Annotated in this window: 25 protein-coding genes; 12 read left to right on the top strand and 13 right to left on the bottom strand. The window is 60.2% G+C overall.

Features of this window, described 5'->3' with window-relative positions:
- Position 1: 1 nt before the first annotated feature.
- The 11 genes from lptC (at position 2) to RDU24_RS03915 (ending at position 8,897) form a co-directional block, all read left to right on the top strand.
- Positions 2-586, top strand: a complete 585-nt coding sequence (gene lptC / locus RDU24_RS03965) for an LPS export ABC transporter periplasmic protein LptC (RefSeq protein ID WP_308734437.1) — start codon at positions 2-4, stop codon at positions 584-586.
- The gene (locus tag RDU24_RS03960) at positions 583-1,833 is read left to right on the top strand and encodes an LptA/OstA family protein (protein WP_308734436.1); all 1,251 of its coding nucleotides are present in this window, start codon (positions 583-585) and stop codon (positions 1,831-1,833) included. Before lptC ends, RDU24_RS03960 begins: the two co-directional genes overlap by 4 nt.
- Positions 1,834-1,836: 3 nt before the next feature.
- On the top strand, positions 1,837-2,559 hold the full coding sequence (gene lptB, locus RDU24_RS03955) for an LPS export ABC transporter ATP-binding protein (RefSeq protein WP_308734435.1): 723 nt from the start codon (positions 1,837-1,839) through the stop codon (positions 2,557-2,559).
- A 280-nt stretch (positions 2,560-2,839) separates the two neighbouring features.
- Positions 2,840-4,282, top strand: a complete 1,443-nt coding sequence (gene rpoN, locus RDU24_RS03950; protein ID WP_308734434.1) for an RNA polymerase factor sigma-54 — start codon at positions 2,840-2,842, stop codon at positions 4,280-4,282.
- A gap of 35 nt (positions 4,283-4,317) precedes the next feature.
- Positions 4,318-4,860, top strand: coding sequence for a ribosome hibernation-promoting factor, HPF/YfiA family (gene hpf, locus RDU24_RS03945; RefSeq protein WP_308734433.1), 543 nt, complete (start codon positions 4,318-4,320; stop codon positions 4,858-4,860).
- Between the two features lie 2 nt (positions 4,861-4,862).
- On the top strand, positions 4,863-5,312 hold the full coding sequence (locus RDU24_RS03940; protein WP_308734432.1) for a PTS sugar transporter subunit IIA: 450 nt from the start codon (positions 4,863-4,865) through the stop codon (positions 5,310-5,312).
- Between the two features lie 15 nt (positions 5,313-5,327).
- Positions 5,328-6,209, top strand: coding sequence for an RNase adapter RapZ (gene rapZ / locus RDU24_RS03935; protein WP_308734431.1), 882 nt, complete (start codon positions 5,328-5,330; stop codon positions 6,207-6,209).
- Between the two features lie 56 nt (positions 6,210-6,265).
- Positions 6,266-6,712, top strand: a complete 447-nt coding sequence (locus RDU24_RS03930) for a PTS sugar transporter subunit IIA (RefSeq protein ID WP_308734430.1) — start codon at positions 6,266-6,268, stop codon at positions 6,710-6,712.
- A gap of 3 nt (positions 6,713-6,715) precedes the next feature.
- Positions 6,716-7,177, top strand: coding sequence for a PTS sugar transporter subunit IIB (locus tag RDU24_RS03925; RefSeq protein ID WP_308734429.1), 462 nt, complete (start codon positions 6,716-6,718; stop codon positions 7,175-7,177).
- Positions 7,178-7,205: 28 nt separating this feature from the next.
- Positions 7,206-7,880 (top strand): PTS sugar transporter subunit IIC, encoded by a 675-nt coding sequence (locus RDU24_RS03920; RefSeq protein ID WP_308734428.1) that lies wholly within the window; start codon positions 7,206-7,208, stop codon positions 7,878-7,880.
- A gap of 93 nt (positions 7,881-7,973) precedes the next feature.
- Positions 7,974-8,897 (top strand): manganese-dependent inorganic pyrophosphatase, encoded by a 924-nt coding sequence (locus tag RDU24_RS03915; RefSeq protein WP_308734427.1) that lies wholly within the window; start codon positions 7,974-7,976, stop codon positions 8,895-8,897.
- Between the two features lie 138 nt (positions 8,898-9,035).
- Here the strand turns inward: RDU24_RS03915 and dapA are convergent, their stop codons facing one another.
- The 13 genes from dapA to RDU24_RS03850 all read right to left on the bottom strand — a co-directional run bounded on the left by dapA (position 9,036) and on the right by RDU24_RS03850 (position 21,425).
- Positions 9,036-9,914 (bottom strand): 4-hydroxy-tetrahydrodipicolinate synthase, encoded by an 879-nt coding sequence (gene dapA / locus RDU24_RS03910; protein ID WP_308734426.1) that lies wholly within the window; start codon positions 9,912-9,914, stop codon positions 9,036-9,038.
- Between the two features lie 33 nt (positions 9,915-9,947).
- Positions 9,948-10,832, bottom strand: a complete 885-nt coding sequence (locus tag RDU24_RS03905; protein ID WP_420705257.1) for a UshA-like (seleno)protein family 2 — start codon at positions 10,830-10,832, stop codon at positions 9,948-9,950.
- Between the two features lies 1 nt (position 10,833).
- Complete coding sequence (locus RDU24_RS03900) at positions 10,834-11,109, bottom strand: HU family DNA-binding protein (RefSeq protein WP_308734424.1); 276 nt, start codon at positions 11,107-11,109, stop codon at positions 10,834-10,836.
- Between the two features lie 101 nt (positions 11,110-11,210).
- Positions 11,211-12,101 (bottom strand): MinD/ParA family protein, encoded by an 891-nt coding sequence (locus RDU24_RS03895; RefSeq protein ID WP_308734423.1) that lies wholly within the window; start codon positions 12,099-12,101, stop codon positions 11,211-11,213.
- On the bottom strand, positions 12,098-12,805 hold the full coding sequence (locus tag RDU24_RS03890) for a GGDEF domain-containing protein (RefSeq protein WP_308734422.1): 708 nt from the start codon (positions 12,803-12,805) through the stop codon (positions 12,098-12,100). Before RDU24_RS03890 ends, RDU24_RS03895 begins: the two co-directional genes overlap by 4 nt.
- Positions 12,806-12,869: 64 nt before the next feature.
- Positions 12,870-13,989, bottom strand: a protein-coding gene (gene prfB / locus RDU24_RS03885) for a peptide chain release factor 2 (RefSeq protein ID WP_308734421.1) whose coding sequence is annotated in 2 segments (ribosomal slippage) — positions 12,870-13,913 and positions 13,915-13,989 — 1,119 coding nt in all. Because the reading frame shifts where the segments join, the coding sequence is not laid out codon by codon here.
- Positions 13,990-14,009: 20 nt separating this feature from the next.
- The gene (gene lnt / locus RDU24_RS03880) at positions 14,010-15,533 is read right to left on the bottom strand and encodes an apolipoprotein N-acyltransferase (RefSeq protein ID WP_308734420.1); all 1,524 of its coding nucleotides are present in this window, start codon (positions 15,531-15,533) and stop codon (positions 14,010-14,012) included.
- Between the two features lie 5 nt (positions 15,534-15,538).
- Positions 15,539-16,261 carry a hemolysin family protein gene (locus tag RDU24_RS03875; protein WP_308734419.1) on the bottom strand — a complete coding sequence of 241 codons (723 nt, stop codon included), beginning with the start codon at positions 16,259-16,261 and terminating at the stop codon, positions 15,539-15,541.
- 214 nt (positions 16,262-16,475) lie between these two features.
- A complete protein-coding gene (mnmG, locus tag RDU24_RS03870) occupies positions 16,476-18,392 on the bottom strand; it encodes a tRNA uridine-5-carboxymethylaminomethyl(34) synthesis enzyme MnmG (protein ID WP_308734418.1) in 1,917 nt (638 codons plus the stop codon).
- 18 nt (positions 18,393-18,410) lie between these two features.
- On the bottom strand, positions 18,411-19,634 hold the full coding sequence (locus tag RDU24_RS03865) for a M20 family metallo-hydrolase (protein ID WP_308734417.1): 1,224 nt from the start codon (positions 19,632-19,634) through the stop codon (positions 18,411-18,413).
- 91 nt (positions 19,635-19,725) lie between these two features.
- Positions 19,726-20,016: a PxxKW family cysteine-rich protein gene (locus RDU24_RS03860; protein WP_308734416.1), complete on the bottom strand. Its 291-nt coding sequence runs from the start codon at positions 20,014-20,016 to the stop codon at positions 19,726-19,728.
- A gap of 135 nt (positions 20,017-20,151) precedes the next feature.
- Positions 20,152-20,901 carry an MTAP family purine nucleoside phosphorylase gene (locus tag RDU24_RS03855; protein WP_308734415.1) on the bottom strand — a complete coding sequence of 250 codons (750 nt, stop codon included), beginning with the start codon at positions 20,899-20,901 and terminating at the stop codon, positions 20,152-20,154.
- A gap of 14 nt (positions 20,902-20,915) precedes the next feature.
- Complete coding sequence (locus RDU24_RS03850; RefSeq protein WP_308734414.1) at positions 20,916-21,425, bottom strand: adenine phosphoribosyltransferase; 510 nt, start codon at positions 21,423-21,425, stop codon at positions 20,916-20,918.
- A 104-nt stretch (positions 21,426-21,529) separates the two neighbouring features.
- Between RDU24_RS03850 and rsmA the strand changes: the two genes are divergently transcribed.
- The gene (rsmA, locus tag RDU24_RS03845; RefSeq protein WP_308734413.1) at positions 21,530-22,345 is read left to right on the top strand and encodes a 16S rRNA (adenine(1518)-N(6)/adenine(1519)-N(6))-dimethyltransferase RsmA; all 816 of its coding nucleotides are present in this window, start codon (positions 21,530-21,532) and stop codon (positions 22,343-22,345) included.
- Positions 22,346-22,520 lie beyond the last annotated feature (175 nt).

Here is a 22,520-nt window from a genome sequence, read left to right as displayed (position 1 = left end):
AATGCGCAAGTCCTTGGTGTATGTGGTGCTGATCTTCGTGTTCGGCCTGGCCATCGGCCTGGTCGTCAACGAGCAGCGCAACGGGCGTAACGCCGCCCCGGACAAGCCCGTCGCCAAGGCTCCCGAACCTGATGTCATGGCCGAGGATCTTGAGCTCGTCCAGGGCGCGGATGGCAAAGTGCTTTGGCGCGTTCGAGCGAAATCCGCCCAGTACCGCATGGACCAGCGCATCGTGCAGGTCCTTGGGCCGCAGCTGACGGCCTACGTTGGCGCGGATCGCCAGGAGGTCTTCATCAAGTCCGACACGGGCGAGGTGAACCAGCAGGGCAACACCATGACCTTGCGCGACAATATCACCGGCAGATTCGGCGAATTTGTACTGACCTCGGATGTGTTAGACTACATCGGGGCCATGAAGAAAATTTATCTCAAAGGCCAGGTTTCAGTGAGCAGACCGGACTTCTCCGTCAACGCCACCACTGTCGAGATAAACCTGGACACGCGTGAGCTCACCGCAGCAGGGGGCGTCACCGCGGAACTCCTTCCGGCTGCCCTGGACTCATTGAAGAAGGAGAAGAAGAATTGAGCACTGAGCGCAGCACGCTCCGGCTTGCCCTCTGCCTGGTTCAGGCGTTGGCCCTGGTCGTCCTCTCCGCCGTTATGGCCCTGGCCGAGGGCTGGGGCGAGGTGCGGATTGTTGAGACACCGGTCAACGTTCGCCAGCAGCGAGACCCCAATTCGCCAATTGTTCGCACTCTGAAGCCCGGCGAAAAGGTGCGCGTCGATTTCGTGCGTCCCTCTGGCTGGGGCACAATTTTTGAGCTTGGTGAGACGCAACGCGATGAAACCAAGGCCCTCGGGTTCGCTGATGTCCGTCTGCTCAAGCCCGCAGATGCCGCTGCCGCCGAGGCAAAGCCAGCCGACTCCAAGGCCGTTGCCGCCAAGACCGTGAGCGCACAGCCTGCCGTTGCTTCCAGAGCTTTGACCCATGCGGAACCCGCCCAGATCCGCCTTGTTGAGGCCCGCACTGAAGTCCACAAGGAGCGCTCGCTCAAGTCCGCGGTAGTGGCTGTGCTTGCTCCCGGCGAACGCGTGCAGACAGGTTTTCCGCGTGACGGGTTTCTGGCCGTGTTCCGGCTGAACGATCCAGGCACCAATGAAGGGACTGCCGTTGGCTTCGTGCCCCAGGGCATGGTCAAGGCGCCGCCGCCAGCCGCAGCCGGATCCGCATCTGCGACGCAATCGACTTCTGGCAAGGCCGCCGAGCCGAACAAGCCAGCGCAACAGGCTGCCCAGGCCACCTCGACACCTGCGCCCGAGGTGAAGGGCGCGGTCAAGAGCAGCCCGGCGCTGTTGGGAAATCAGCCTTCGCTGTCAAAGCAGGCGCCAGTGCGCATCACTTCGGACAAGATGGTCTACAATCAGGCTGAGAATTCCGTCATGTTCCTGGGCAACGTGCACGGCACCCACACCGACATGGCCATCTGGGCCGAGCGCATCACCGCCTATTTCGCCGATAAGAAGAAGTCCAAGGACGCCAAGGGTCAGGACAAGGGAGCAGGGGACTTCGGCGACAGCATTGAACGCATCGTGGCCGAGGGCAACGTGCGCCTTGTCGCCAACAAGAATGAGGGCGCCTGCGCGAAGCTCACCTACGAAGTCCAGGAGGCCGTCATCCGCATGGACGGCAACCCCATCTTGCGCGAAGGCCAGAACACCATCCGCGGCGAAAGCATCAAGTTCTACATCCGTGAAAATCGAAGCGAGGTCCTGAGCGGCTCGCAGCGCAGGGTGGAGGCGATTTTCTTTACGCCCAAGGGAGAGGGAAAGTAGGAGATGGCCGAACTCGTCGCCACCAATCTGTCAAAGCGCTATGGCGACCGCGAGGTCGTGAGGCACATCAACGTAACCCTGCGCGACAAGGAAGTGGTCGGTCTGCTTGGACCAAACGGCGCGGGCAAAACGACGACATTCTACATGCTTGTGGGCGTGGTCAACCCGACCACGGGCAACGTCGTGCTCGATGGCGTCGATGTCACCGAGCTGCCTCTGCATGAACGCGCACGCCTCGGGCTGTCCTACCTGCCCCAGGAAAGCTCCATCTTCAAGAAGCTGTCCGTACGCAAGAATCTGGACATTATTCTTGAGAACACGGGCATGAGCCGCGCCCAGTGCGAAGCACGCGCGCAAGAACTCCTGGAGATGTTCAACATCACCAAGCTGGCGCAGCAGCCTGCAATGTTTCTCTCCGGTGGAGAACGCAGACGCCTTGAGATCGCCCGCGCGCTTATCCTCAACCCCAAGTTCATCCTGCTCGACGAGCCTTTTGCCGGCATCGATCCCATCGCTGTCATCGATATCCAGGAGATCATAGCCGTGCTCAAAAACATGGGCATCGGCATCCTCATCTCCGACCATAACGTTCGCGAGACCCTGAACATCTGTGATCGTGCCTATCTTGTTTACGAAGGCATGGTCATCCTTGAAGGCAGCCCGACGGAGATCGTGCAAAGCAGCAAGGCCCGCAAGCTCTATCTGGGTGAGTCCTTCAGCCTCTGATATAGCCACAACCTACCGTATTCAAAGACATATCTGTTTCAGAAAGCATCATCTTCAAGTCTTCCTTCTCGAATTGTGGATTTACACAGTTCGTGAAGGTTGGTACACTTTTTTCATGAGAGAAATAAATTATGGAAATAGTACGTATCATTGAGGGGTTACCCTTTTTGACTTGCGGATGATCTGGGCCTGTGGCACAGTGAAGATGCACGGGTGAGCACACCCGATTCGGATTTATCGAACATTTGACGCAACGTTTTTGGAGGCAATGGTTTCTCGTATGGGTTTGGAGCTTCGCCAACAACTCAAGCTGTCGCAGCAACTGGTCATGACGCCCCAGCTGCAGCAGGCCATCAAGCTCCTGCAGCTCTCGCGGCTGGAGCTTGTGGAGTCGATCCAGCAGGAGTTGATGGAGAATCCCTTTCTTGAGGAGCTTGACGCGGACGTCGCGGACACGGCCCCCAGCACTGATAGTCTCGATGACTACGAGGGCGCTCACAACACTGCCGAGAGCCAGGCCAACGAAGAGAGCATGCGCACTGCCGACTGGGAAAACTACCTCGGCGAGTTTTCCAGCGTCACCAAGCAGGCCATGGGCCGAGAACTGGAAGTGCCGGAAGAGGGGCTTTCGCTTGAGGCCAGGCTGACCAGCCGTCCCACCCTTGAAGGCCACCTGTTATGGCAGATGCGCCTCTCCCGTTTCAGCGAGGAAGAGCTCGACATAGGCGATGTCATCATCGGCAACTTGGATTCACGCGGCTATCTGCAGGCCTCTGTCGAGGAGTTGCAGACTCTCCTCAATGGCGTCAGCCCCGAGGCTATCGAGTCCGTCATTCAGCGCATCATGCGACTGGATCCTGTCGGCGTTGGCGCGCGTACCGTGCAGGAATGCCTGCTGGTGCAGATGGAAGTCCTTGGCCTCACCGATCCGATCCTCGTATCCCTCGTGCGCGATCACCTGGAAGACCTTGAAAAGCATCGCTACAAGCCGCTGACCAAGAAGTTCAAGATCAGCATGGACGGGCTGAAGGAATACCTGGATCTGCTGCAGACCCTGGAGCCCATGCCGGGTGCGAATTTTTTCAGCGGCGAACCGCAGTACGTCAGCCCGGACGTTTTCGTTTTTAAGAATGGCGAAGACTTCGTCATTATGCTGAACGAGGACGGCATGCCGCGCTTGCAGCTGAATTCCTATTATGTCGAGGACGTCAAGGCCAAGACATCGACGGAGAAGGACTATTTTCAAGACAAGATCCGCAGCGCCGAATGGCTCATGAAGAGTCTGTACCAGCGCCAGCGGACCCTGTATAAGGTTATGGAGAGCATCGTCCGTTTCCAGCGCGAGTTCTTTGAAGAAGGCGTGACCCGCTTAAGGCCGCTGATCCTCAAGGAGGTGGCTGAGGACATCAGCATGCATGAGTCCACGGTAAGCCGCATTACCACAAGCAAGTATGTGGCGACGCCGCATGGCATCTACGAACTCAAGTTCTTCTTCAACAGTGCGCTTGATTTGGACGATGGCACACAGGTTGGCTCCGAGTCGGTCAAGGCGCTCATCAAGCAGCTCATTGGCGACGAGAATCCCAAGCGTCCTTTGAGCGATGAGCAGATTGGCGAGATCCTTAAGCAGAAGCTGGAGGTGAACATCGCACGACGCACTGTGGCCAAGTATCGCACGGCCATGAACATTGAGTCCTCCTCCAAGCGCAAGCAGATTTTCTAAACCGGCGTCGCCCGCCACATCCCAGGAGGTTGCGAATGAACATATCCTACGCCTTCAAGAACTTCGATCCTTCCGACCACTTGAAGGAATATGCCGCTTCCCGTTTCGAGAAGATGGGCAAGTTCATCGGCGACACCATTGAAACCGACCTGCAGATCAACCTGTCTGTCGAGAAGTTCCGGCACCAGGCTGAAGTCATCCTGAACGCGGACGACCTGCACATCTCGGCCTACGAAGAGTCCGAGGACATGTATTCCACCATCGATCTGGTGCTGGACAAGCTTGAAGTCCAGCTCAAGCGCATGCGCGAGCGCCACAAGGAGCGCCGCCATGGCGGCACACCGCGCAGCGCCCGCATGGACGTCATCAGCTTCTCTCAGGACAAGGCTGAACGTTCGCCCATCATCAAGGAATCCGACATGTTTGAGCCCAAGCCCATGAGCGTTGACGAGGCGGCCATGCAGCTTGAAGCCTTGAAGCATGAGTTCATGGTGTTCCGCGATGCCGACTCCGGTCGGGTAAACGTCCTGTATCGCACCAAGACCGGTGACTTCGGTCTCATCGACCCTGGAAACTAGTAATGCGGCTGGGCGAATACATCGACAAGGAGCTGGTGCTCCCTGACTTGGCGTCCACGGGCAAGGCCGAGGTATTGCGCGAGCTCACCGAGGCCTTGGCCGCGCATCACGCGGGCGTGGATGCTGGCCTTGCCCTCGCGGTTCTTCTGGACCGCGAGGGGTTGGGCACCACCGGCATCGGCGAAGGCGTCGCCATTCCTCACGGCAAGCTCGCCTCCCTTGACCGCATCATATTGTGCGTTGGAAGAAGCAAGACAGGTGTGAATTTCGAGTCGCTCGACTTCAAGCCTTGCACAATATTCTTCCTTGTCCTCGCACCGGAACAAATGACCGGCATTCACCTGCGCATTCTTGCGCACATCTCGCGTCTTCTGAAAGACGACCACTTCCGCAAGGATTTCTTTGACGCCAAAGATCGCGACGCGCTTTTCGCGTTGCTGCAGGCATACTAGGGTCCGGGTGAGGCCATGGGCACGACTGATTCTATTTCCGTGGTCGTGGTGACTGGCCTCTCCGGCTCTGGGAAAAGCACTGCGCTGAACGTCTTTGAAGACCTGGGCTACTTCTGCGTGGACGGCTTGCCGGCGGCCATGCTGCCCAAACTCGTCACGCTGTTTCTCGGAAAGGACTCCAAGCACCGTGGGTTGGCCCTGGGCATGGACCTCCGGCAGCATGACTTCCTGGATCAATGGAACGATGCGCTCCAAGAACTGTCGGCTCGCGGCATATTCGTGCGCGTGCTCTTTGTGGAGGCCAAGGACTCCACCCTGATGCGGCGCTACGCCACCACGCGTCGACCGCATCCCCTCGAGAGCGCGAGCCTTGGCCTTGAACAGGCACTGACCCGTGAGCGGGCCATGCTTTCCCCTCTTCGCAAGGACGCTGAGCTTGTCATCGACACCAGCGAGTATTCCATTCACGATTTGCGCCGCATGATACAAGAGCGCTTTGCCAGTACGGAAACATCCGGTCACGGCATGCGGGTGCATGTGCTTTCCTTCGGCTTCAAGTACGGGGTTCCGGCGGAGGCAGACCTTGTCTTTGATCTGCGCTTTTTGCCAAACCCATACTTCGTGCCGGAGCTGCGGGCTTTGTCCGGCAAAGATCAGGCCGTGTCCGACTACGTCTACAAGAGCGAGCCGGGTGCGACTTTCCGGCAGAAGCTTCAGGCGTTTCTGCTCTACCTCCTCCCGCTCTACGCCGCTGAAGGCCGCTATAGAATCGCGCTCGCCGTGGGCTGCACAGGGGGAAGGCACCGTTCCGTGGCCATGGCCGAGCATCTGCTTGCCACCCTGCGCGACAGCGGGTATTCCGTAACCGTTGAGCATCGGCATTTTGATCTCGGCTGAACGGGAAAAATGCCAGAACCAGCCGCGGTGATGAACCGTGCACGGCAGGCGAGGAAATGACCGAGAATACTGAAGTCCAATCCCCCCCCAAGCAGGTTGGCGTGCTTGTGGTGACACACGGCTCCTTTGGGGCCGCCTTGCTTGAAGCCGCACAGATGATTCTCGGGCCGCAGCTTGGCGTTGACTCCGTCAGCGTCCTTGTGTCCAAGGGTGTGGACGAGATCGTCGTGGCGTTGAAGGCCGGGGTCGCCAATCTGGACAGCGGCATGGGAGTCATGGTCCTCACCGATCTTTTTGGCGGCACGCCCACCACCTTGAGCCTGTCCCTGCTCAAGGGGGGAAATCTTGAGGTCGTGTCCGGCGTGAACCTGCCCATGCTGCTCAAGGTTTTGCAAGGTCGCCAGATGAAGTTGCCGGAACTCGCTTCCCAGGCGAAAGCGGCCGGGCAGGACGGCATCAAGGTGCCTGGCGAGATGTTGCGTAAGAAGCCTGCCGGGAGTTGAGCAATGTTTTGGGTGCGTGTGGACAACAGACTAATCCACGGTCAGGTGGTGGAGGCGTGGGTTCCCCATATCGGCGCGCGCTGCATCATCGTCGGCAATGACGATCTGGCCCAGGACGAGCTTCAGCAGGAGATAATGGCCTTGGCCATCCCGAGAGCCGTCGACAGTGCCTTCCTGAGCATCGACCAGCTGGTGCGAGACCCGCGCATGACCGGGGCTTCTCGTGATGCGACGCTGCTGCTCTTTTCCTCATGCCTTGATGTGCGGCGTGCAGTCGAGAAGGGGCTTCAGCTCGACACCCTGAACGTGGGCAACCTGCATTACGCCAACGGGAAACGACAGCTCTCGCCGAGCGTTTCCCTCGGCCCAGACGACGAGGCCTGCCTGCGCTACCTTTTGGGTAACGGTGTGGAGCTGGATTTCCGCTGCGTTCCAAACGACCCCGTGCACGTGAGGTTCTCATGATGATCGATCTTCCCTTGACCGGACCAGCGTGGTTTGCCGCAGTCGGTTTTTTTTTGCCCTGTTCGCCCTGTGCCGCTTCTCGATAAGCCTGGGACTCCTTGAACGACCGCTGGTCATCGGCCTCTGTTGGGGGCTTGTGTTTGGGAATCTGACCTCCTGCCTCTACATCGCCATCTTCTACGAGCTGCTCTGGCTCGACTTCATTCCGGTGGGAACCTTCATTCCGCCGCACATGACAGCAGCCGCCTTTACCGGACTTGCCCTGGCGACGTACTTTGGGCTGGATGCGCCGCCGCTTGTGTTCCTCGCGCTCATCTTCGGACTTCCCATGGCATGGCTTGGGGCGAAGCTAGACCGGAACCTTCGCGACCGCTTGAACCGCTCATACAGCTCCATCCTGCATTGGGTGCGCAGACCTTCCGGTGACGACATTCCCGCCAAGCTTATCGCGCGGACGCTGTTTGGCAAACTGCTTCTGTCCTGGCTCTTCTTTGTTGTCGGGGCGGGGGTGCTGGCTGTGCTTCTGCGTTTCGTGCTCAACCAGTATTCCGGCTTTTTCTTCGACCTCGACCTGAAGTGGAGCCATTTCCTCATCGCGGCGAGCCTTGGCGGGCTTCTGTCACTACGTCTGCGCAGTCTGTATCTTTCCGTTGGCGTTGGCGCAGTTGTCCTCGGTTTTTTCCGCCTTGCGGGCATCTTCTAGCTTGGCAAGCCGCGATCTTTGTGATAAATGGAACAATCGTCCAAACGGAAAGGACAATCCTAGGCAATAACAATAATTTTTAGGAGGACTTTCATGGCTATTATCGTTGCTGGTCACAAAAATCCGGATTGCGATACCATCACCGCCGCCATCGCCGTTGCCGATCTGCTGAGCAAGCGCGGCATGGAAGCTGTGGCCGTGGCCCAGGGCCCCTGCACCCCGGACACCGAGTTCGTGTTGAAGACTTTTGGTCTGGCCGCTCCCGCCATCGAGACCGACGCCACCGGCAAGGACGTCGCCCTGGTCGACACCACCGAACTGTCCCAGGCCCTGGACAACCTTGACAAGGGCAAGGTCGTTGTCGTCGTTGACCACCACAAGCTGGGCGACGTGACCACCTCCAACCCCCTCGAGATGTGGGTTTGGCCCGTGGGCTGCACCGGCACCGTGATCAAGGCCATGTACGAGTTCTACGGCATCGAGATCCCCAAGAACATCGCCGGCGCCATCATGCTCGCCATCCTGAACGACACCGTTCTGTTCAAGTCCCCCACCTGCACCGACGCCGACAAGAAGGCCGTCGAGGCTCTGGCCAAGATCGCCGGCGTGGCCGACTACAAGTCCCTGGGCATGGACATGCTGAAGATCAAGGGTTCCGTTGAGGGCATCCCCGCCGTCGACCTGATGAACCGCGACTACAAGGACTTCAACATGGGTGGCAAGAAGGTCGGCATCGGCCAGGTTGAGGTTCTTGACCTCGGCCTGCTCGACAAGATCAAGCCCGCTCTGGTTGAAGAGTGCAAGAAGCTGCAGGCCGACGGCCGTCACACCGTCATGCTGCTCCTCACCGACATCATGAAGGAAGGCTCCGAGATCCTCGTGGTCTCCCAGGACGCCTCCCTGGTCGAGAAGGCCTTCGGCGGCAAGGTCGGCGGCGCGCTCAACTCCATGTGGGTTGACGGCTGCATGAGCCGCAAGAAGCAGGTCGTGCCCCCCATGGAAAAGGCTTTCGCTTAGTCCAAGCAACGACAAGCTGATCTGACTCCACAGGCGGGTTCCTTCGGGAGCCCGCCTTTTTTGTGGCGCATCGCAAAGCAGAACGCCCTGGCAACAACTGCTGCCAGGGCGTTCCTTGTGAATCTTCGGTAGAGAGCTTTACAGAAGCCCGCTGGTCTTGAGGACTTCGGTGAGCTTGGCCAGGTTGGCTGGCTCAATGGGAACAAGAGGCAACCGGAACTCGACGCCCATCTTGCCCATGAGCGACAGTGCCGTCTTGACCGGGATGGGGTTCGTCTCAAGGAACATGGCCCTGTTCACCGGGTTCATCTCCATATGCAGCGCCTGGGCGCGAACGATGTCGCGCTTGAAGTAGGCGTCAATCATGCCGGACATCTTGGCGGGCATGACGTTGGAGGTGACCGAGATGGTTCCGCATCCGCCTACGGAGAGCAAGGGCAGCACGGTGAAGTCGTCACCGGACAGGACCACGAACTCCTTGCCCATGATCTCGCACAGCTCCGACCCCTGCTTGATGTCACCCGTGGCTTCTTTGCAGCCGATGACCTCTGGCACTTCTTTGACGATGCGCGCTATGGTCTTGGGCAGGACGTTCTGTCCAGTGCGGCCAGGCACGTTGTACAGTATGAACGGCATGGAGGCCTCGGCGGCGATGGCCTTGAAGTGCGCCACCAAGCCGTCAGGCGTGGGTTTGTTGTAGTAGGGGGTGATGATGAGTGCTGCGTCAGCCCCGGCCTTTTTGGCCATGCTGGTCAACTCGATGGCTTCCAGGGTGTTGTTGGAGCCAGCTCCGGCTATGACCGGGACGCGCCCCTTTACCTGATCGACACAGATACGGATGACCTGCCCCTGTTCCGCATGAGAGAGGGTAGCGGCCTCGCCGGTGGTGCCGCAGGGCACAACGCCGTTGATTCCCTGTTCGATCTGCCATTCGATGAAAGCCCTGTAGGCCTCCTCGTCCACGGCGCCGTTCTTGAACGGCGTCACCAGTGCGGTAAACGCGCCGCGCAACTGCATCCTTCCTCCTCTGACCGACTCTCTGCGGTCAGGCTAGTCCGTGCCCATGTTCTGCATGAGCGAGAGCATATGCGAATCTTCCATGTAATGATCAGTCAACCCGAGTAGGGTCATACGAACATTTTGCTCTTCCGTCCATTTGAAATTGGCGTCGGCGTGGTCGGGCCAGGCAAGAATGTCGATGCGACTCATGGACTTGCCCTGGGTGAAGGCGCGTATCCAGAGAGTTTTTCCCTTTGGCGAGATGTTGCCAACAAGGCCTATGCCGACACCGGAACCGAGCAGCACGTCGGGCAAGGGGCCATCCGACTTGAGCAGTTCCTGCTCCAGCGAGTAGCCCCAAGGGCTCATGGCCACGATGAGGCGTGCCTTGGCCCTGAGCGTGCGTACCGCGCCCTCAATCTGCTGGACAAGTGCCAGTGGGAGGGTTTTCGCGCCATCGGGAAGGGGTGGGAGAAGAAGCACGCCGACTCTGTGCGCCGAGTCCTTGCCAAGCATGTGCTGTTCAAGGCGATTGGAGCCACGCCAGAGTTTGCTTGGCTGAACACCTGCCTGGGTGAGTATCCCGCGTTCATAGGGCGTGACATAGACCAGGTCATTGCGCAGGAGATCGAAGGCCTTGACCATGAACTCAAGCCGCTTGCGCGTTGGGGGCTTTTGCGCCTGGAACTGGGCGAATTCATAGGCACCGGCGAGAACAAGCACCGGTGCCTCTTTGGGCGCGCTCTGTCGAAGCGCATTCTGCAACGTGGCCCGCCGGGCCAGTCCGCCTACGGTCTTCCCGCCTCAGGACGGGCAGGGACGAGCTTCTGCTTCCGTGTTACCGCTGAAGAGCAAGGTGAGCTTTGCCGCACCAGCGTGTACATCCGTCGCAAAGGCCAGTACTGCAAAAAGCAGAAGCGTGAGGATGCGCAACATACTAGTCGTTGATGAATTCCTTGAGCTCTTTGCCTGGACGGAAGAAGGGCAGGCGTTTGGGCTGGACCTGAACAACTGTTCCAGTCTTGGGATTGCGGCCGGTGTACCCATTGTAGTCTTTGACCTTGAAGCTGCCGAAACCACGCACTTCAACCCTGTCGCCTGCGACAAGCGCGTCCTTGATGGAGTCGAAGAATGCTCCAACAATCTTGGTGGCATCGTCGATGTGCAGTTTCTTCTCTTCGGCCAGCGCCTTTATGAGCTCGCTCTTGTTCATGTCCGCTCCGTTTGTTGGCCTGTTTGGTGGGGTGGGCACCCCGCCGAGGGCATGGACTTCATCACTTATACTGTCCATATGCCTAAAATCCAGGCATTCCGTCAAGGGTTTCGTGAGGTTGCAGTGGGAAGAAATTCCTTGAGGGCTTTTCGGCCGGAGATGGTTTCCATGTTCTGCTTGCGATAGCTGGAGACGCGTTGCGCGATGACTCGAATGTCCTTGATGGCTGGGCATTCCGGGGCGAACCTCGCCAGCGGCGTCTGGTCGATGACGGCCTGTGTGAGAGTGCGGTCAAGGCGAACATGGCCCAGGTTGACGAGGTCGAAACCAAGAAAAGTTTTGCATGCCATGTTCAAACGTTGAAAAGTTTCGCTGGCTTCCTTTGCGGTTGCCTGGTTCACCACCACGCAGAAGTCGCGCACTCCGTACTTGGCGTTGAGAACCTTGATGATGGCATAGCCGTCGGTGAGCGAGGTCGGCTCCGGCGTCACCAGCACCACACGCATCTGTGCCATGCGTGCCAGGGCCAGCACCGTGCCGCTGATGCCCGCACCCAGGTCGAGCAGCAGGAATTCGTAGCCCTTGATCATGTCCGTGAGCGTCTCGAACAGTTCGTCGCGCTGGTTCTGATCCATTTCCACCAGCTCCGGGACGCCGCTGGCTGCCGGCAGAATGTCAAGGCCCTCCTCCACATGCAGCAGCACATCTTCAGGCCGCACATCGCCGGAAAGTAAATCCTGCATGTTCTTCTCCGGCGTCAGGCCGAGCAGAACGTCAAGATTGGCCAGGCCAAGGTCGCAGTCCATGAGCAAGAGCTTGTGGCCCATGTCACGCAGCACCAGGCCCAGGTTCAGCGAGAGGTTGGTTTTTCCCACGCCGCCTTTGCCGCTCATTATGCACAGGCTCACCGTGCTGCCGGGGTTCACCGCGGCAGTGGCGCTTTGCTCGTCCGGAGTCGCCCCTGCGGTGATCTCAGGGTTGGTGTCGGTCATTTGTCCCCCGCTTTCTTGCCGGTAAAGAGGAAATGTTTTTCGTTGGCGTGCACCAGCGTGTCACGCGAGGCCAGGCAGACGTCAACAGGGGCCGCCACTTCCAGGCGGTTGCCGCCCAGGTTGCGGGCATCCTGCAAGGCCAAACCCGCGCTGTTGATGAGTTCGTCCGGTGTGAGCTCCACGCAACCGCCGTACCCGGCCAAGCCAGCCGAGCAGAGCAGGCCCTCGGCCGCCGGTGCGGACTTGTCCACGCCGTTTGCGCGAATTCGACGGAGAATGGCGCCAACAAAGCGTTCAGCTTCGGTCAGGGACGCTCCGGAAAAGACGATCGCCAATTGATCGCCACCCAGCATTGAGGCGTGGTCGAAGCAGCGCTTCAGGCCAAGGACCAGGTCCAGCAAAGCGCCCAACCGTTTCACTGCGCTGCGCGGGCCATCAGGCTGGATGAGGGCCAGGGCCAGGGGCACGTTACAGGCGCGGGAACGCTCGATTTCCGTGCGCAGGACGTCATGAAGGAGAGGCTCCGATGGGGCAGCAGCAATCTGACCGATGGCCTGGGCCAGAATGTCGGCCTGAGGGGCGGACTGGCCGAGGGGCACGGCGCACCAGTGCTCAAGGCCGTGGCTCGCGCTCAGGGAAGCCCAGGCCGGCCCGTCGAGCCCTGGGACCACGCGAAGCACACACAGGGACTCGGCGTCGTGCATTGGCTCCTCCTGGGCGCTCGTCTCTATGCTGCGGATTTCCTCCAGCAGCGGCGAGATGTCCGGTTTAGGCGGATTTCTTTTCGGCATGGCTGAAGAGCAGGGTTGCGCGCAGGAAATCGTCCAGGCGACCGTCCAGCACAGCGTCCACGCCACTGTCCTCGTGCCCGGTGCGATGGTCCTTCACCAGCCGGTAAGGCTGCAGGGTGTAGGTGCGGATCTGGCTGCCAAAGGCGATGGCCTCCTTGCTGGCGTAGTCGGCCTTCTTGCCTGCCTCCAGCTCCTTGATCTCGCGCTCGTACAGGCGCGCCTTCAAGACCTTCATGGCGTGCAGCTTGTTCTTGAGCTGCGACTTCTCGTTCTGGCACTGCACGACTATGTTCGTGGGCAGGTGGGTGATGCGCACGGCGGAGTTGGTTCGGTTCACGTGCTGGCCGCCGGGGCCGCTGGCGCGGAACACATCAATGCGCAGGTCCTCTTCCTTGACGTCGATTTCGATGTTGGTGTCGATGTCCGGGTACACGTCCACCGAGGCAAAGGCGGTGTGCCTGCGGCCGGAGGCGTCGAACGGGGAGATGCGGATAAGGCGGTGGATGCCCGACTCGCCCTTGAGCAGGCCGAAGGCATAGGGGCCGGTAATCTGCAGAGTGACGCTCTTGATGCCCGCCTCGTCACCATAGAGCCGGTCAAGCTCCTCCACCTGGAAACTGCGATACTCAGCCCAGCGCAGATACATGCGCAGGAGCATCTCGGCCCAGTCCTGGGCGTCAACGCCGCCAGCACCGGGGTGAATTTCCAGAATGGCGGCGCTGCTGTCGTCCGGGCCAGAAAGCAGGATGGACAGCTCTGTCTCGTCTAGACGCGCCTGGAAAACGGCCAGATACTCCTCCAGGGCCTCCAGAGCTTCCTGGGCTTGATCTTCCTGGGCGAGTACAAGCAGGTCATCCACGTCGGTCTTGGCCTGGGCAAGGGTGTCGTAGGTGCCAAGGCGCAGCTCAAGGACGCTTTTCTCGCGCAGGACAGGGGTCAATAGTTCGGGCTTGTCCCAGGCGCCAGGCTTGGAAAGGACGCTCTCTATTTCGCGCAGGCGCTCGCTTGACTCGTCATAGTCAAAGGCGCCCCCAGAGGGTTTCGAATTGTTCCAGCAGGGCCACGCCCTGGGTTTTGAGATCAGCGAATTGAAGCATTGTCGTTCAGGTCTCTTTGGTTAGTTCTTGGAATTCTTGTCGAGACGGCTCTTGCCGCCCAGGTAGAGCAGCACCGCGAATACTGCGGCGAGCAGACCCGCAAGGACCAGCAGCTGGCCGTACATTCGATGGTACACAGTCGCTTGCGACCTCGGATGCACCTGCCAGGCCGCTGCAAGCGGTTCGAATTGCGGTCCGGCGCGGTGGATGCGCCCCAGCGGATCGATGAAGGCCGATATGCCGGTGTTGGTGCTGCGCACGATCCAGCGGCCCTGCTCAATTGCCCGAAGCGCGGTCAGATTCAGGTGCTGCATGGGAGCTGACGTGGCTCCGAACCATGCGTCGTTGCTGATGATGACGATGAGGTTCGCGCCCTGGGACACACGTTCCTGCGCCAGCCCCGGAAAGATTGCTTCATAGCAGACGAGCATCCCCATCGCAAGGTCGCCTGCGCGCAGCGGTTTCTGGTCCTGGCCGGGAGCGAAATCGCCCACGCCATGCACGAGTTTTTCCAGCGGCAGCCAACTCGGCAGGGGCATGTACTCGCCAAAGGGCACCAGGTGTTCCTTGTCGTACCAGGTGGGCCTCTTTCCGCTGCCGTCTATCAGAAAGGCCCGGTTGAACAGGGTGTAGCTGCCAGCGCCCAGGCTGTACGCCGGGGCTCCAAGGAGCAGGGTCGCATTGGTGCTGGCCAGGAAGTCGAGCACCGGTTTGCGCAGCGGGGTGTCGTCCTGAAAGTAGAAGGGCATGGACGTCTCTGGCCAGACGATGAGGGAAGGATTGGCCGTGATCTGCACCTTGCGGGACAGATCCACGTAGCGTGCGACGGTGGACGCCTGGTACGAGGCATCCCATTTGACGCTCTGGTCGATGTTGCCCTGGACGATGGCGACCGTTTTTGGCGCGGTGTCCTCGGAATAGGCGCGCAGATGCGCGAAGCCCAGGCCGAGCACAAGGATGGCGCCAAGGGCGCTTGCCACGGCGCAAAGGCGCGAGGCACGTCCAAGCACGGCCCCGCAGGCGATGAACGCCAACACGCCGGACAGGCCGTAGGCCCCGATGTACGCAGCCGGAAGCGCCACGACGGTCCAGGGCACGAAAGCTGCGCTCAGGGTCAGCCAGGGGAAGCCGGAGAGCAGGGTGGCGATGCACATCTCCATGAGCGTCCAGGACACGCCAAGAAAGACAAGGGCCGTGAGTTCCGGCAGGCGTCGCAAAGCCATGTGCGCGAGAAGGCCGAAAACACCATAGTAGGCCCCCATGGCCAGGCTTAAGAGCACTGGAACCGGCAGGGCCAGAATCCAGTTCACCCCGCCGAAGTGCTCCACGGGCCAGTACACCCAGTACAGGCAGCCCAGTGCGGCCAAAGAACCGGCGATCCAGGACTGGCGAAAGGCGTCGCGTCTTAACTCGGCATTGTGACCAAGAACCATGAGTCCGGCAGGCAGGAGCAGGGCGGCCAGGGGGAGCTGCGCCAACGGGTTGGCGTGGCCGAGCCAGGTGCCGACCGCCGTGGCCAGGATAAAATAATGCCTGGGCTGCACCGGCGCTACTCGGCGCGCTCCACGCGCAGGGTCTCGATGTGCTTGGGGTCGGCCTCATGGACAAGAAAACGCCATGTGCCGAGCGTGAAAGACTCGCCCACGGGGGGGATGCTGCCCGCGATCTCGCAGATGAGCCCGCCGATTGTCTCCACCTGTTCCGAATCAAGTTCCAGGCCGAAGCGTTCGTTGACTTCGTCCAAGGTAAGCCGCCCGGAGATGAGCTGGCTGCCGTCGGGCAGCACCTGCACGTCCTCGGGCCGCATGGCGTCATGCTCATCGCCGATCTCGCCGACGATCTCCTCAAGCACGTTTTCAAGGGTCAACATGCCCGCCGTACCGCCGTATTCGTCGGTGACGATGACCAGATGGCTTTTCCTGGTCTGCATGTCGTGCAGAAGGTTCTTCAGGTTGGCCGTTTCGGGGACGAAGTAGGTCGGCCGGATCAGGCTCGCGAGGGAGGGGTGCTCTTCTTTTGGAAGCAGGAGCGGCCCGACAATGTCCTTCGCGTGAAGCACGCCGACAATGTGGTCGCGATTCTCACGGTAGACCGGAATGCGGGAATGGCCGTGCTGGACGATGAGTTCCGCGGCCTCGGTGAGCGGGCTGTCCATTTCGATGCTGATCATGTCTGGCCGGGGGACCATGACCTCGCTGGCGAACTTGTCTTCCAGTTCCAGCACGTTGGTCAGTATGCGGATGTCCTCTATGGGGATGTCGCCTTCGTCCAAGGCTTCCCGAAGGCATTCTTCCAGAGGGGTGTCTGACTTGCGGAAAAGGTTGCGGAAAGCTGTGAGTATACTGCCGGGTGAGCCTTCGTCCAAAATGTCTGCTCCTGCGGAGGGGGTTGCGGCTGAAATGTGCGCGTTATGTTTGTCTACGCAAAATCTAAAGATATTTCGGGGCAGGGGCAATGTCAAGGCTGCGCAGAGGTTCCCCGTCGGTTCAGTCCTGCTTGGGCATAAGCAACAGGCCGAGCTTGCGAAGGTGGATTTCCAGGCAGGTAACTGCCGCCGGAGTGATGCCGGAAATGCGACCTGCTTGACCCAGGGTCGCGGGCTGTACGCGTGCCAGCTTCTCGACTGCCTCGCGCGTGAGGCCGGAGACGGCCGAGAAGTCGAGCCCGGAAGGCAGCGCCGTGTCCTCGAGGCCCCGGCTACGTTCAACGAGCTCGTATTCGCGTTCCAGGTAGCTGGCGTAGCGAATGCGCGTTTCGGCCTCTTCCAGCACCACGCCGTCCACTTGCGTCAACTCCGGCCAGAAAGGCGCCAAGGCCTTGATGTCGACCTGCGGTTGGCGCAGCAGCGCTGCAAGGGTGACGCTTTTACCGGGAATGCTCGCGCCGATGGCGGTCAATATCTCACGAGTGGGTGCGTCCGGCCGCACGTGGATGGTGTTGAAGGCGTCGAGAACCTTGGCGAGATTGGCCTGCTTCGTTTCGAACAACGACTGTCTCCGGTCGTCCACAAGGCCAAGGTCGTGTCCGATGGGGGTCAGGCGTTCGTCTGCGTTGCCCTCACGCAGAAGCAGGCGGTGCTCGGCGCGGGAGGTGAACATGCGATAGGGCTCAAGGGTGCCTCGGGTTACCAGGTCGTCCACAAGCACGGCCATGTAGGCCTGATCGCGCCGCAGGATGAAGGGCGGCAGACCGCGTTGCGCGCAGAAGACGTTCAGGGCGGCCCACAGCCCTTGGGCTGCCGCTTCCTCATACCCTGAGGTGCCGTTGATCTGTCCGGCCAGATACAGGCCAGGCAGGGGTTTGGCCTCGAGCGTCGGCAGCAGCTGCGTGGGCGGTGCGAAGTCGTATTCGATGGCATAGCCGGGGCGAACGATCTGAGCCTGCTCTAGTCCCGGAACAGTGGTCAACAGAAGCTTCTGGATGTCCAGGGGGAGGCTGGTGGAGATGCCGTTGGGGTAAACCTCCGGGCTGTCCAGCCCCTCGGGCTCGATGAAGATCTGGTGCCGATCCTTGTCCGGGAAGCGGGCGACCTTGTCCTCCACCGACGGACAGTAGCGCGCCCCGGTGCCCTGAATGACGCCGGAATACAGCGGCGAGCGGGAAAACCCGCTACGGATGGCTTCGTGGGTGGCGGCGTTGGTGTAGGTCAGGTGGCAGGGAACCTGCGGGAGAGGGACGTCCCGGTTCAGGAAACTGAAGGGCCTGGGCGGGTCGTCGCCGGGCTGTTCCTCCATCACGGAATAATCGATGCTCGACTTGAGCAGGCGCGGCGGCGTGCCTGTCTTGAGGCGGCCCAACTCGAAGCCGAGCTCACGCAGGCAGGGCGACAAGCCCTCGGACGGCGGATCTCCGAGGCGTCCGCCGGGGAAATGCGTCAGGCCGATGTGCATCAGGCCGGCAAGGAAGGTGCCGGTGGTCAGCAGCACGGCGCGGGAGCGAAATTCCTGGCCCAACCGGGTCCGCACGCCGCAGGCATGACCGTTCTCGGCCAGCACGGCTTCGGCCATGTCTTGACAAATCCAGAGGTTGGGTTGAGCGAAAAGGTCGCGCTGGACCACGCGAAGGTACTCGGCGCGGTCGATCTGGGCGCGGCTTGAGCGTACCGCTGGGCCCTTGCTCATGTTCAACTGGCGGAACTGGATGCCCGCTGCATCTGCCCAGAGGCCCATGCTGCCGCCAAGAGCGTCGATCTCGCGGACCATGTGGCCCTTGGCCAGTCCGCCGATGGCCGGATTGCACGAAAGATGGCCGATGCGGTCAATGTTGATCGTCAGCAGCAGGGTTTCGAGACCAAGCCGGGCCGAGGCCATGGCGGCCTCGCAACCAGCATGCCCAGCGCCAACGATGACGAGGTCGAAACGCTCCGGAAAGGAGCGACGTGGGGCATCTGGCCTGCGCTGCATTGAGGCCTCGGCGGTTTGCTAGTCGAAAAGCATGGCCGCCATGACCTTGGCGTCCTTGATGCTGTTCTTGATGGAAGAGCGCTCGTTTGGCTGGTGGGCGTTGTGCATGAGCGTGCCCCATACCGCGGCCTTGTGACCGGCGCGGCGCAGGTAAGCGGCCACGGTGCCGCCGCCGATGCCTTTGACCTTCGGCTGGTTGCCGAAGACGGACTTCACGCTGCGCATGAGGCGGGTCACGACCTCGCTGTCCGCCGGGGTGGGCGGGGCGGCCTGTTCGCACTGGACGAATTCGTAGCTGATGCTCACGCCGTGATCACGCTCAACCTGATCGCCAAAGCCTTTGATCGCGCTGAGCACGTCGTTCAGGTCGTAGCCGGGCATGACGCGGCAGTCCAGATAGAACACGTCGCGTCCGGGAATTGTGTTGATGTTCTCCACGTTGGCTTCCTTTTTGGTGGCCTGGAACGTGGAGTGGGGCGGATTGAACAGGGGATCGGTGCGGTCGAAAATCTGGTGCAGCTTTGGAATCTGCACGATGAGCGCCGATGCGGCCAGCAGGGAGTTGATGCCGACCTCGGGCGTGGAGGCGTGGCACTGCTTGCCCTCCACCACGACTTTGAGCCAGAACATGCTTTTTTCCGCGATTTCAATCATTTCGCTTGTAGGCTCGCCAAAGTCCGGCACAAGGAACAGGTCATCCGGCCCGAAGAGGTCGGCGTGCTGTTTGACAACATAGTCGAGGCCGTACTTGCTGCCGGTCTCTTCGTCGGCAACCAGGAGCACTCCGTAGTTCATGGGCGGAGTGAGGCCCAGGTCGAGCAAGGCCTTGGACACCAGCAGTGAGCAGACGATGCCCTGGTGGTTGTCCTCCACGCCGCGACCGATGATGATGTCGCCGTCGACCTTGAGCGTGTAAGGGTCGGAGTGCCAGAGGGCGAGGTCGCCGGGGGGCACGATGTCCGTGTGCGAGATGACCCAGAGGGTCTTGGACGTATTCTCGCCGGGCACGACGGCGGCCAGGCTCGGGCGATAGCCGCAGGGCACCGCTGGGTCCGGCGCGCGGAGCTCGCGAACTTTCGCGAAGCCCATGTCCCTCAGGTAGCCCTTGAGGAACTCGGTTTTGTCCTTTTCACCGGGGCCGCCGTTCATGGGGCCAAGGGCCGGGATGGCCACCAGGGCGCGTTGCAGGTCGATGATCGTCTGGGACTGCGCTTCGAGGTGCCGGTGGATCTCGGCGAGCATGATGGGCTCCGTTTGGGCGGAAGAGGGTTGGCGCGCGCTGGCGCTTGAAACAAAAAAGGCGGGGTTGCCCCCGCCTTTTCTTGTCGTCGGTCTAGCGGCCCCTGGCAGCGCGCTTGGACGCCTTCAGCGGGTTGACCTTGGCCTTGCCCTGCTTGTCAAGGGTGCCCTTGACGTGCGTGGCGAAGTTGCAGATGCCGCGAGACCACTTGGCCGCGGGCTGAGCGTAGCTCGGGCAGTAGCTCACGTTGTCGAACTCGGCGATGCGGTCGCAGCCGGTGCAGTTCTCAACCACTGCGTTCATGATGACGCCCTTGAAGGACAGGCCTTCAGCGGTCATGACCGCGCCGTCCAGTGCGCTTGCTTTCTTCTTTTCTTCTGCCATGGGAATCTTCCTCCTTGCCTGGCGCGGGTGTCGCTGCCAGGGTGTCATCGTAAAAAATAGAGAGCGGCTCTTTATGCATACGGGGGCATGTTTGTCAAGTCCGCTTTTGCTTCATGTCGCTGTGAGACAAAGCTTCTAGGGAATCTTGTTGATGGTCTTGATGAGGACGTCCGTCACCTTCTTGGCGTTCTGCTTGAAAATATGCAGGATATCATCCCAGGTGACGGGAGCTTCGTCGGTCTTCCAGCAGTCATAATCCGTGGACATGGCTACAGAGGCGTAGGGTATGCGCGCCTCGTTGGCCAGGATGACCTCGGGAGCGATGCTCATGTTGATGACGTCCGCACCCCAGATGCGGAACATGTTTGACTCCGCACGGGTGGAGAAGCGGGGGCCCTCTATGGTTATCACCGTCCCTTTCTTGTGGTGCCGGATGCCCAATTCCTCGCAGGAGTCATTAAGAAGGGTGCGCAGCTCCTCGGAGAACGGGTCGGCCATTGGGGTATGGATAGGGTCGTGCGGTGCAAATTTCTCATGGAATGTGATGGAGCGGTGACGCGTGAAATCTATGAACTGGTCCAGCACCACAAGGTCGCCCCGGCCGATTTCCTCGCGCAGGGAGCCCACGGCCGTGGTCGTCAGAATATAATCGCACTCGAGGCTCTTCAGGGTCTCAATCTTGGCCCGATAGTTGACCTGGGAAGGGGGCGTCGTGTGGTCCCTTCCGTGGCGAGCAAGCAGGAAAATATTGTGCTTGCCGATGCTGCCTGTGCGCACCGGAGAGGTCGATGAACCATAAATCGTCGTGACCTGGATATCCTTCGGGCCGTGCAGGATGTCCGGGTTGTCCAGGCCGCTGCCGCCGATGATGCCTATGTTCGCCATGCGTGTGCCCGTTCCTAGAGCTTCAGAATGTATTCGTGAGGGATGCCATCGAGCTTGCTTGGGCCGTCAAGGAAACCAAGCTCAAGAAGGAAGCCTATGCCGGCGATGTCTCCGCCGTTCTGCTTCACCAGCTGGATCATGCCGCCGGTGGTGCCGCCGGTGGCCAGCAGGTCGTCAATGATGAGGATCTTGTCGCCAGGCGAGACGGCGTCCACGTGCATGCACAGGGTGTCAGTGCCGTATTCAAGTTCATAGGTGACGGAAGTGGTCTTGTACGGCAGCTTGCCGGGCTTGCGAACCGGGATGAAGCCGATGTTCATTTTATACGCCAGGGGGGCGCCGAAGATGAAGCCGCGCGCTTCGGCGGCCACGATCTTGTTGGCGCCGGAATCCTTGTAGCGCTCAGCCAGGGCGTCGATGGAATAGCTGAAGGCCTTCGGATCGGCCAGGAGCGGCGTGATGTCGAAGAAGGTGATGCCGGGCTTGAAGTCCATGACATCGCGAATGTATTTACGCAGATCCATAATTCAGACTCCTTATTCAATGATGCGAGGTTCTACTGAGTCTGCAAAGCAGTTGTCAACCGTCATTGCGCTTGCTACCTTAACGGCATGACAGGAACAAGCACATGTCCGTGAACAGGCCAGAGGGCAGAGGGCGGTTCAAGCCCGCCAAGCGGAGCCTTGGGCAAAATTTTCTCAAGGACGCCAATATCGCCCGGAAGATTGTCGACGCCCTTGGCATCCAGCCAGGAGACAATGTTCTTGAAATCGGCCCTGGGCGCGGAGCCTTGACACGACATATTCTTGACCGCCAGCCTGGACGTTTCATGGTTCTTGAAAAAGATGACGAGTTGGCGGCCGTCTTGTCCGAGCAGTATCCTTCCATTGAGATCGTGCAAGGCGACGCCTTGGCCTTCCCCTGGAATTCGCTCGCGCCTGAGGACGGCTGGAAGATCGTCGGCAACCTTCCCTATAATATTGCCTCGCCGCTGATGTGGGACATCGTGAGCCAGTCGCGTTTCGCTTGCGCGGTGTTCATGGTGCAGCTTGAGGTCGGGCAGCGGTTGCGGGCTCCATCGGGGGGGAGGGACTATGGCGCGCTGAGCGTGTGGGTGCAGAGCCATGCCCTTGTCGATCTGCTTTTCAAGGTGCCGCCGCAGGTATTTCACCCCCAACCCAAGGTCACTTCCGCAGTCATGCGATTTATTTTGCGCCCCAACACTTTTGAGGCAAAAGCGTCCAAGGCCCTTGCTGAGACACTTCATATGTGCTTTCAGCAGCGCCGCAAGCAGTTGTCTACAATATTGAAATCAAAAGGAATTGGCGGCATTGTAGACCTCCTTGCCGGGATTGGTGTTGAGCCGTCCCAAAGGCCGGAGACGCTTGCGCCGGAACAGTTTCTGGAGCTATCAAATCGTCTGCAAAACCAATTTGGCTCTTGACTTGGGTTTTGCTTTGGTGTTTATCGAGGTTCAGTTGCAGATCAAGGTGGCCATGAAGATTTTCGTGGGCGCCATGAAACCGCGAGTGCGGGTACTGGCAGGAGAGCTTCAGACGGTCAGCCGGCGAAAGCTCGCAGACAGAATTTCATCGCAAGTTCGGATGACCGAGAAGCAA

Origin of the sequence: Humidesulfovibrio sp. (genome assembly GCF_031082295.1) — a bacterium.
Taxonomy (GTDB): Bacteria; Desulfobacterota; Desulfovibrionia; order Desulfovibrionales; family Desulfovibrionaceae; genus Humidesulfovibrio.
Note: the sequence above shows the minus strand (reverse complement) of the source record. Positions and strands in the feature narration are given on the sequence as shown.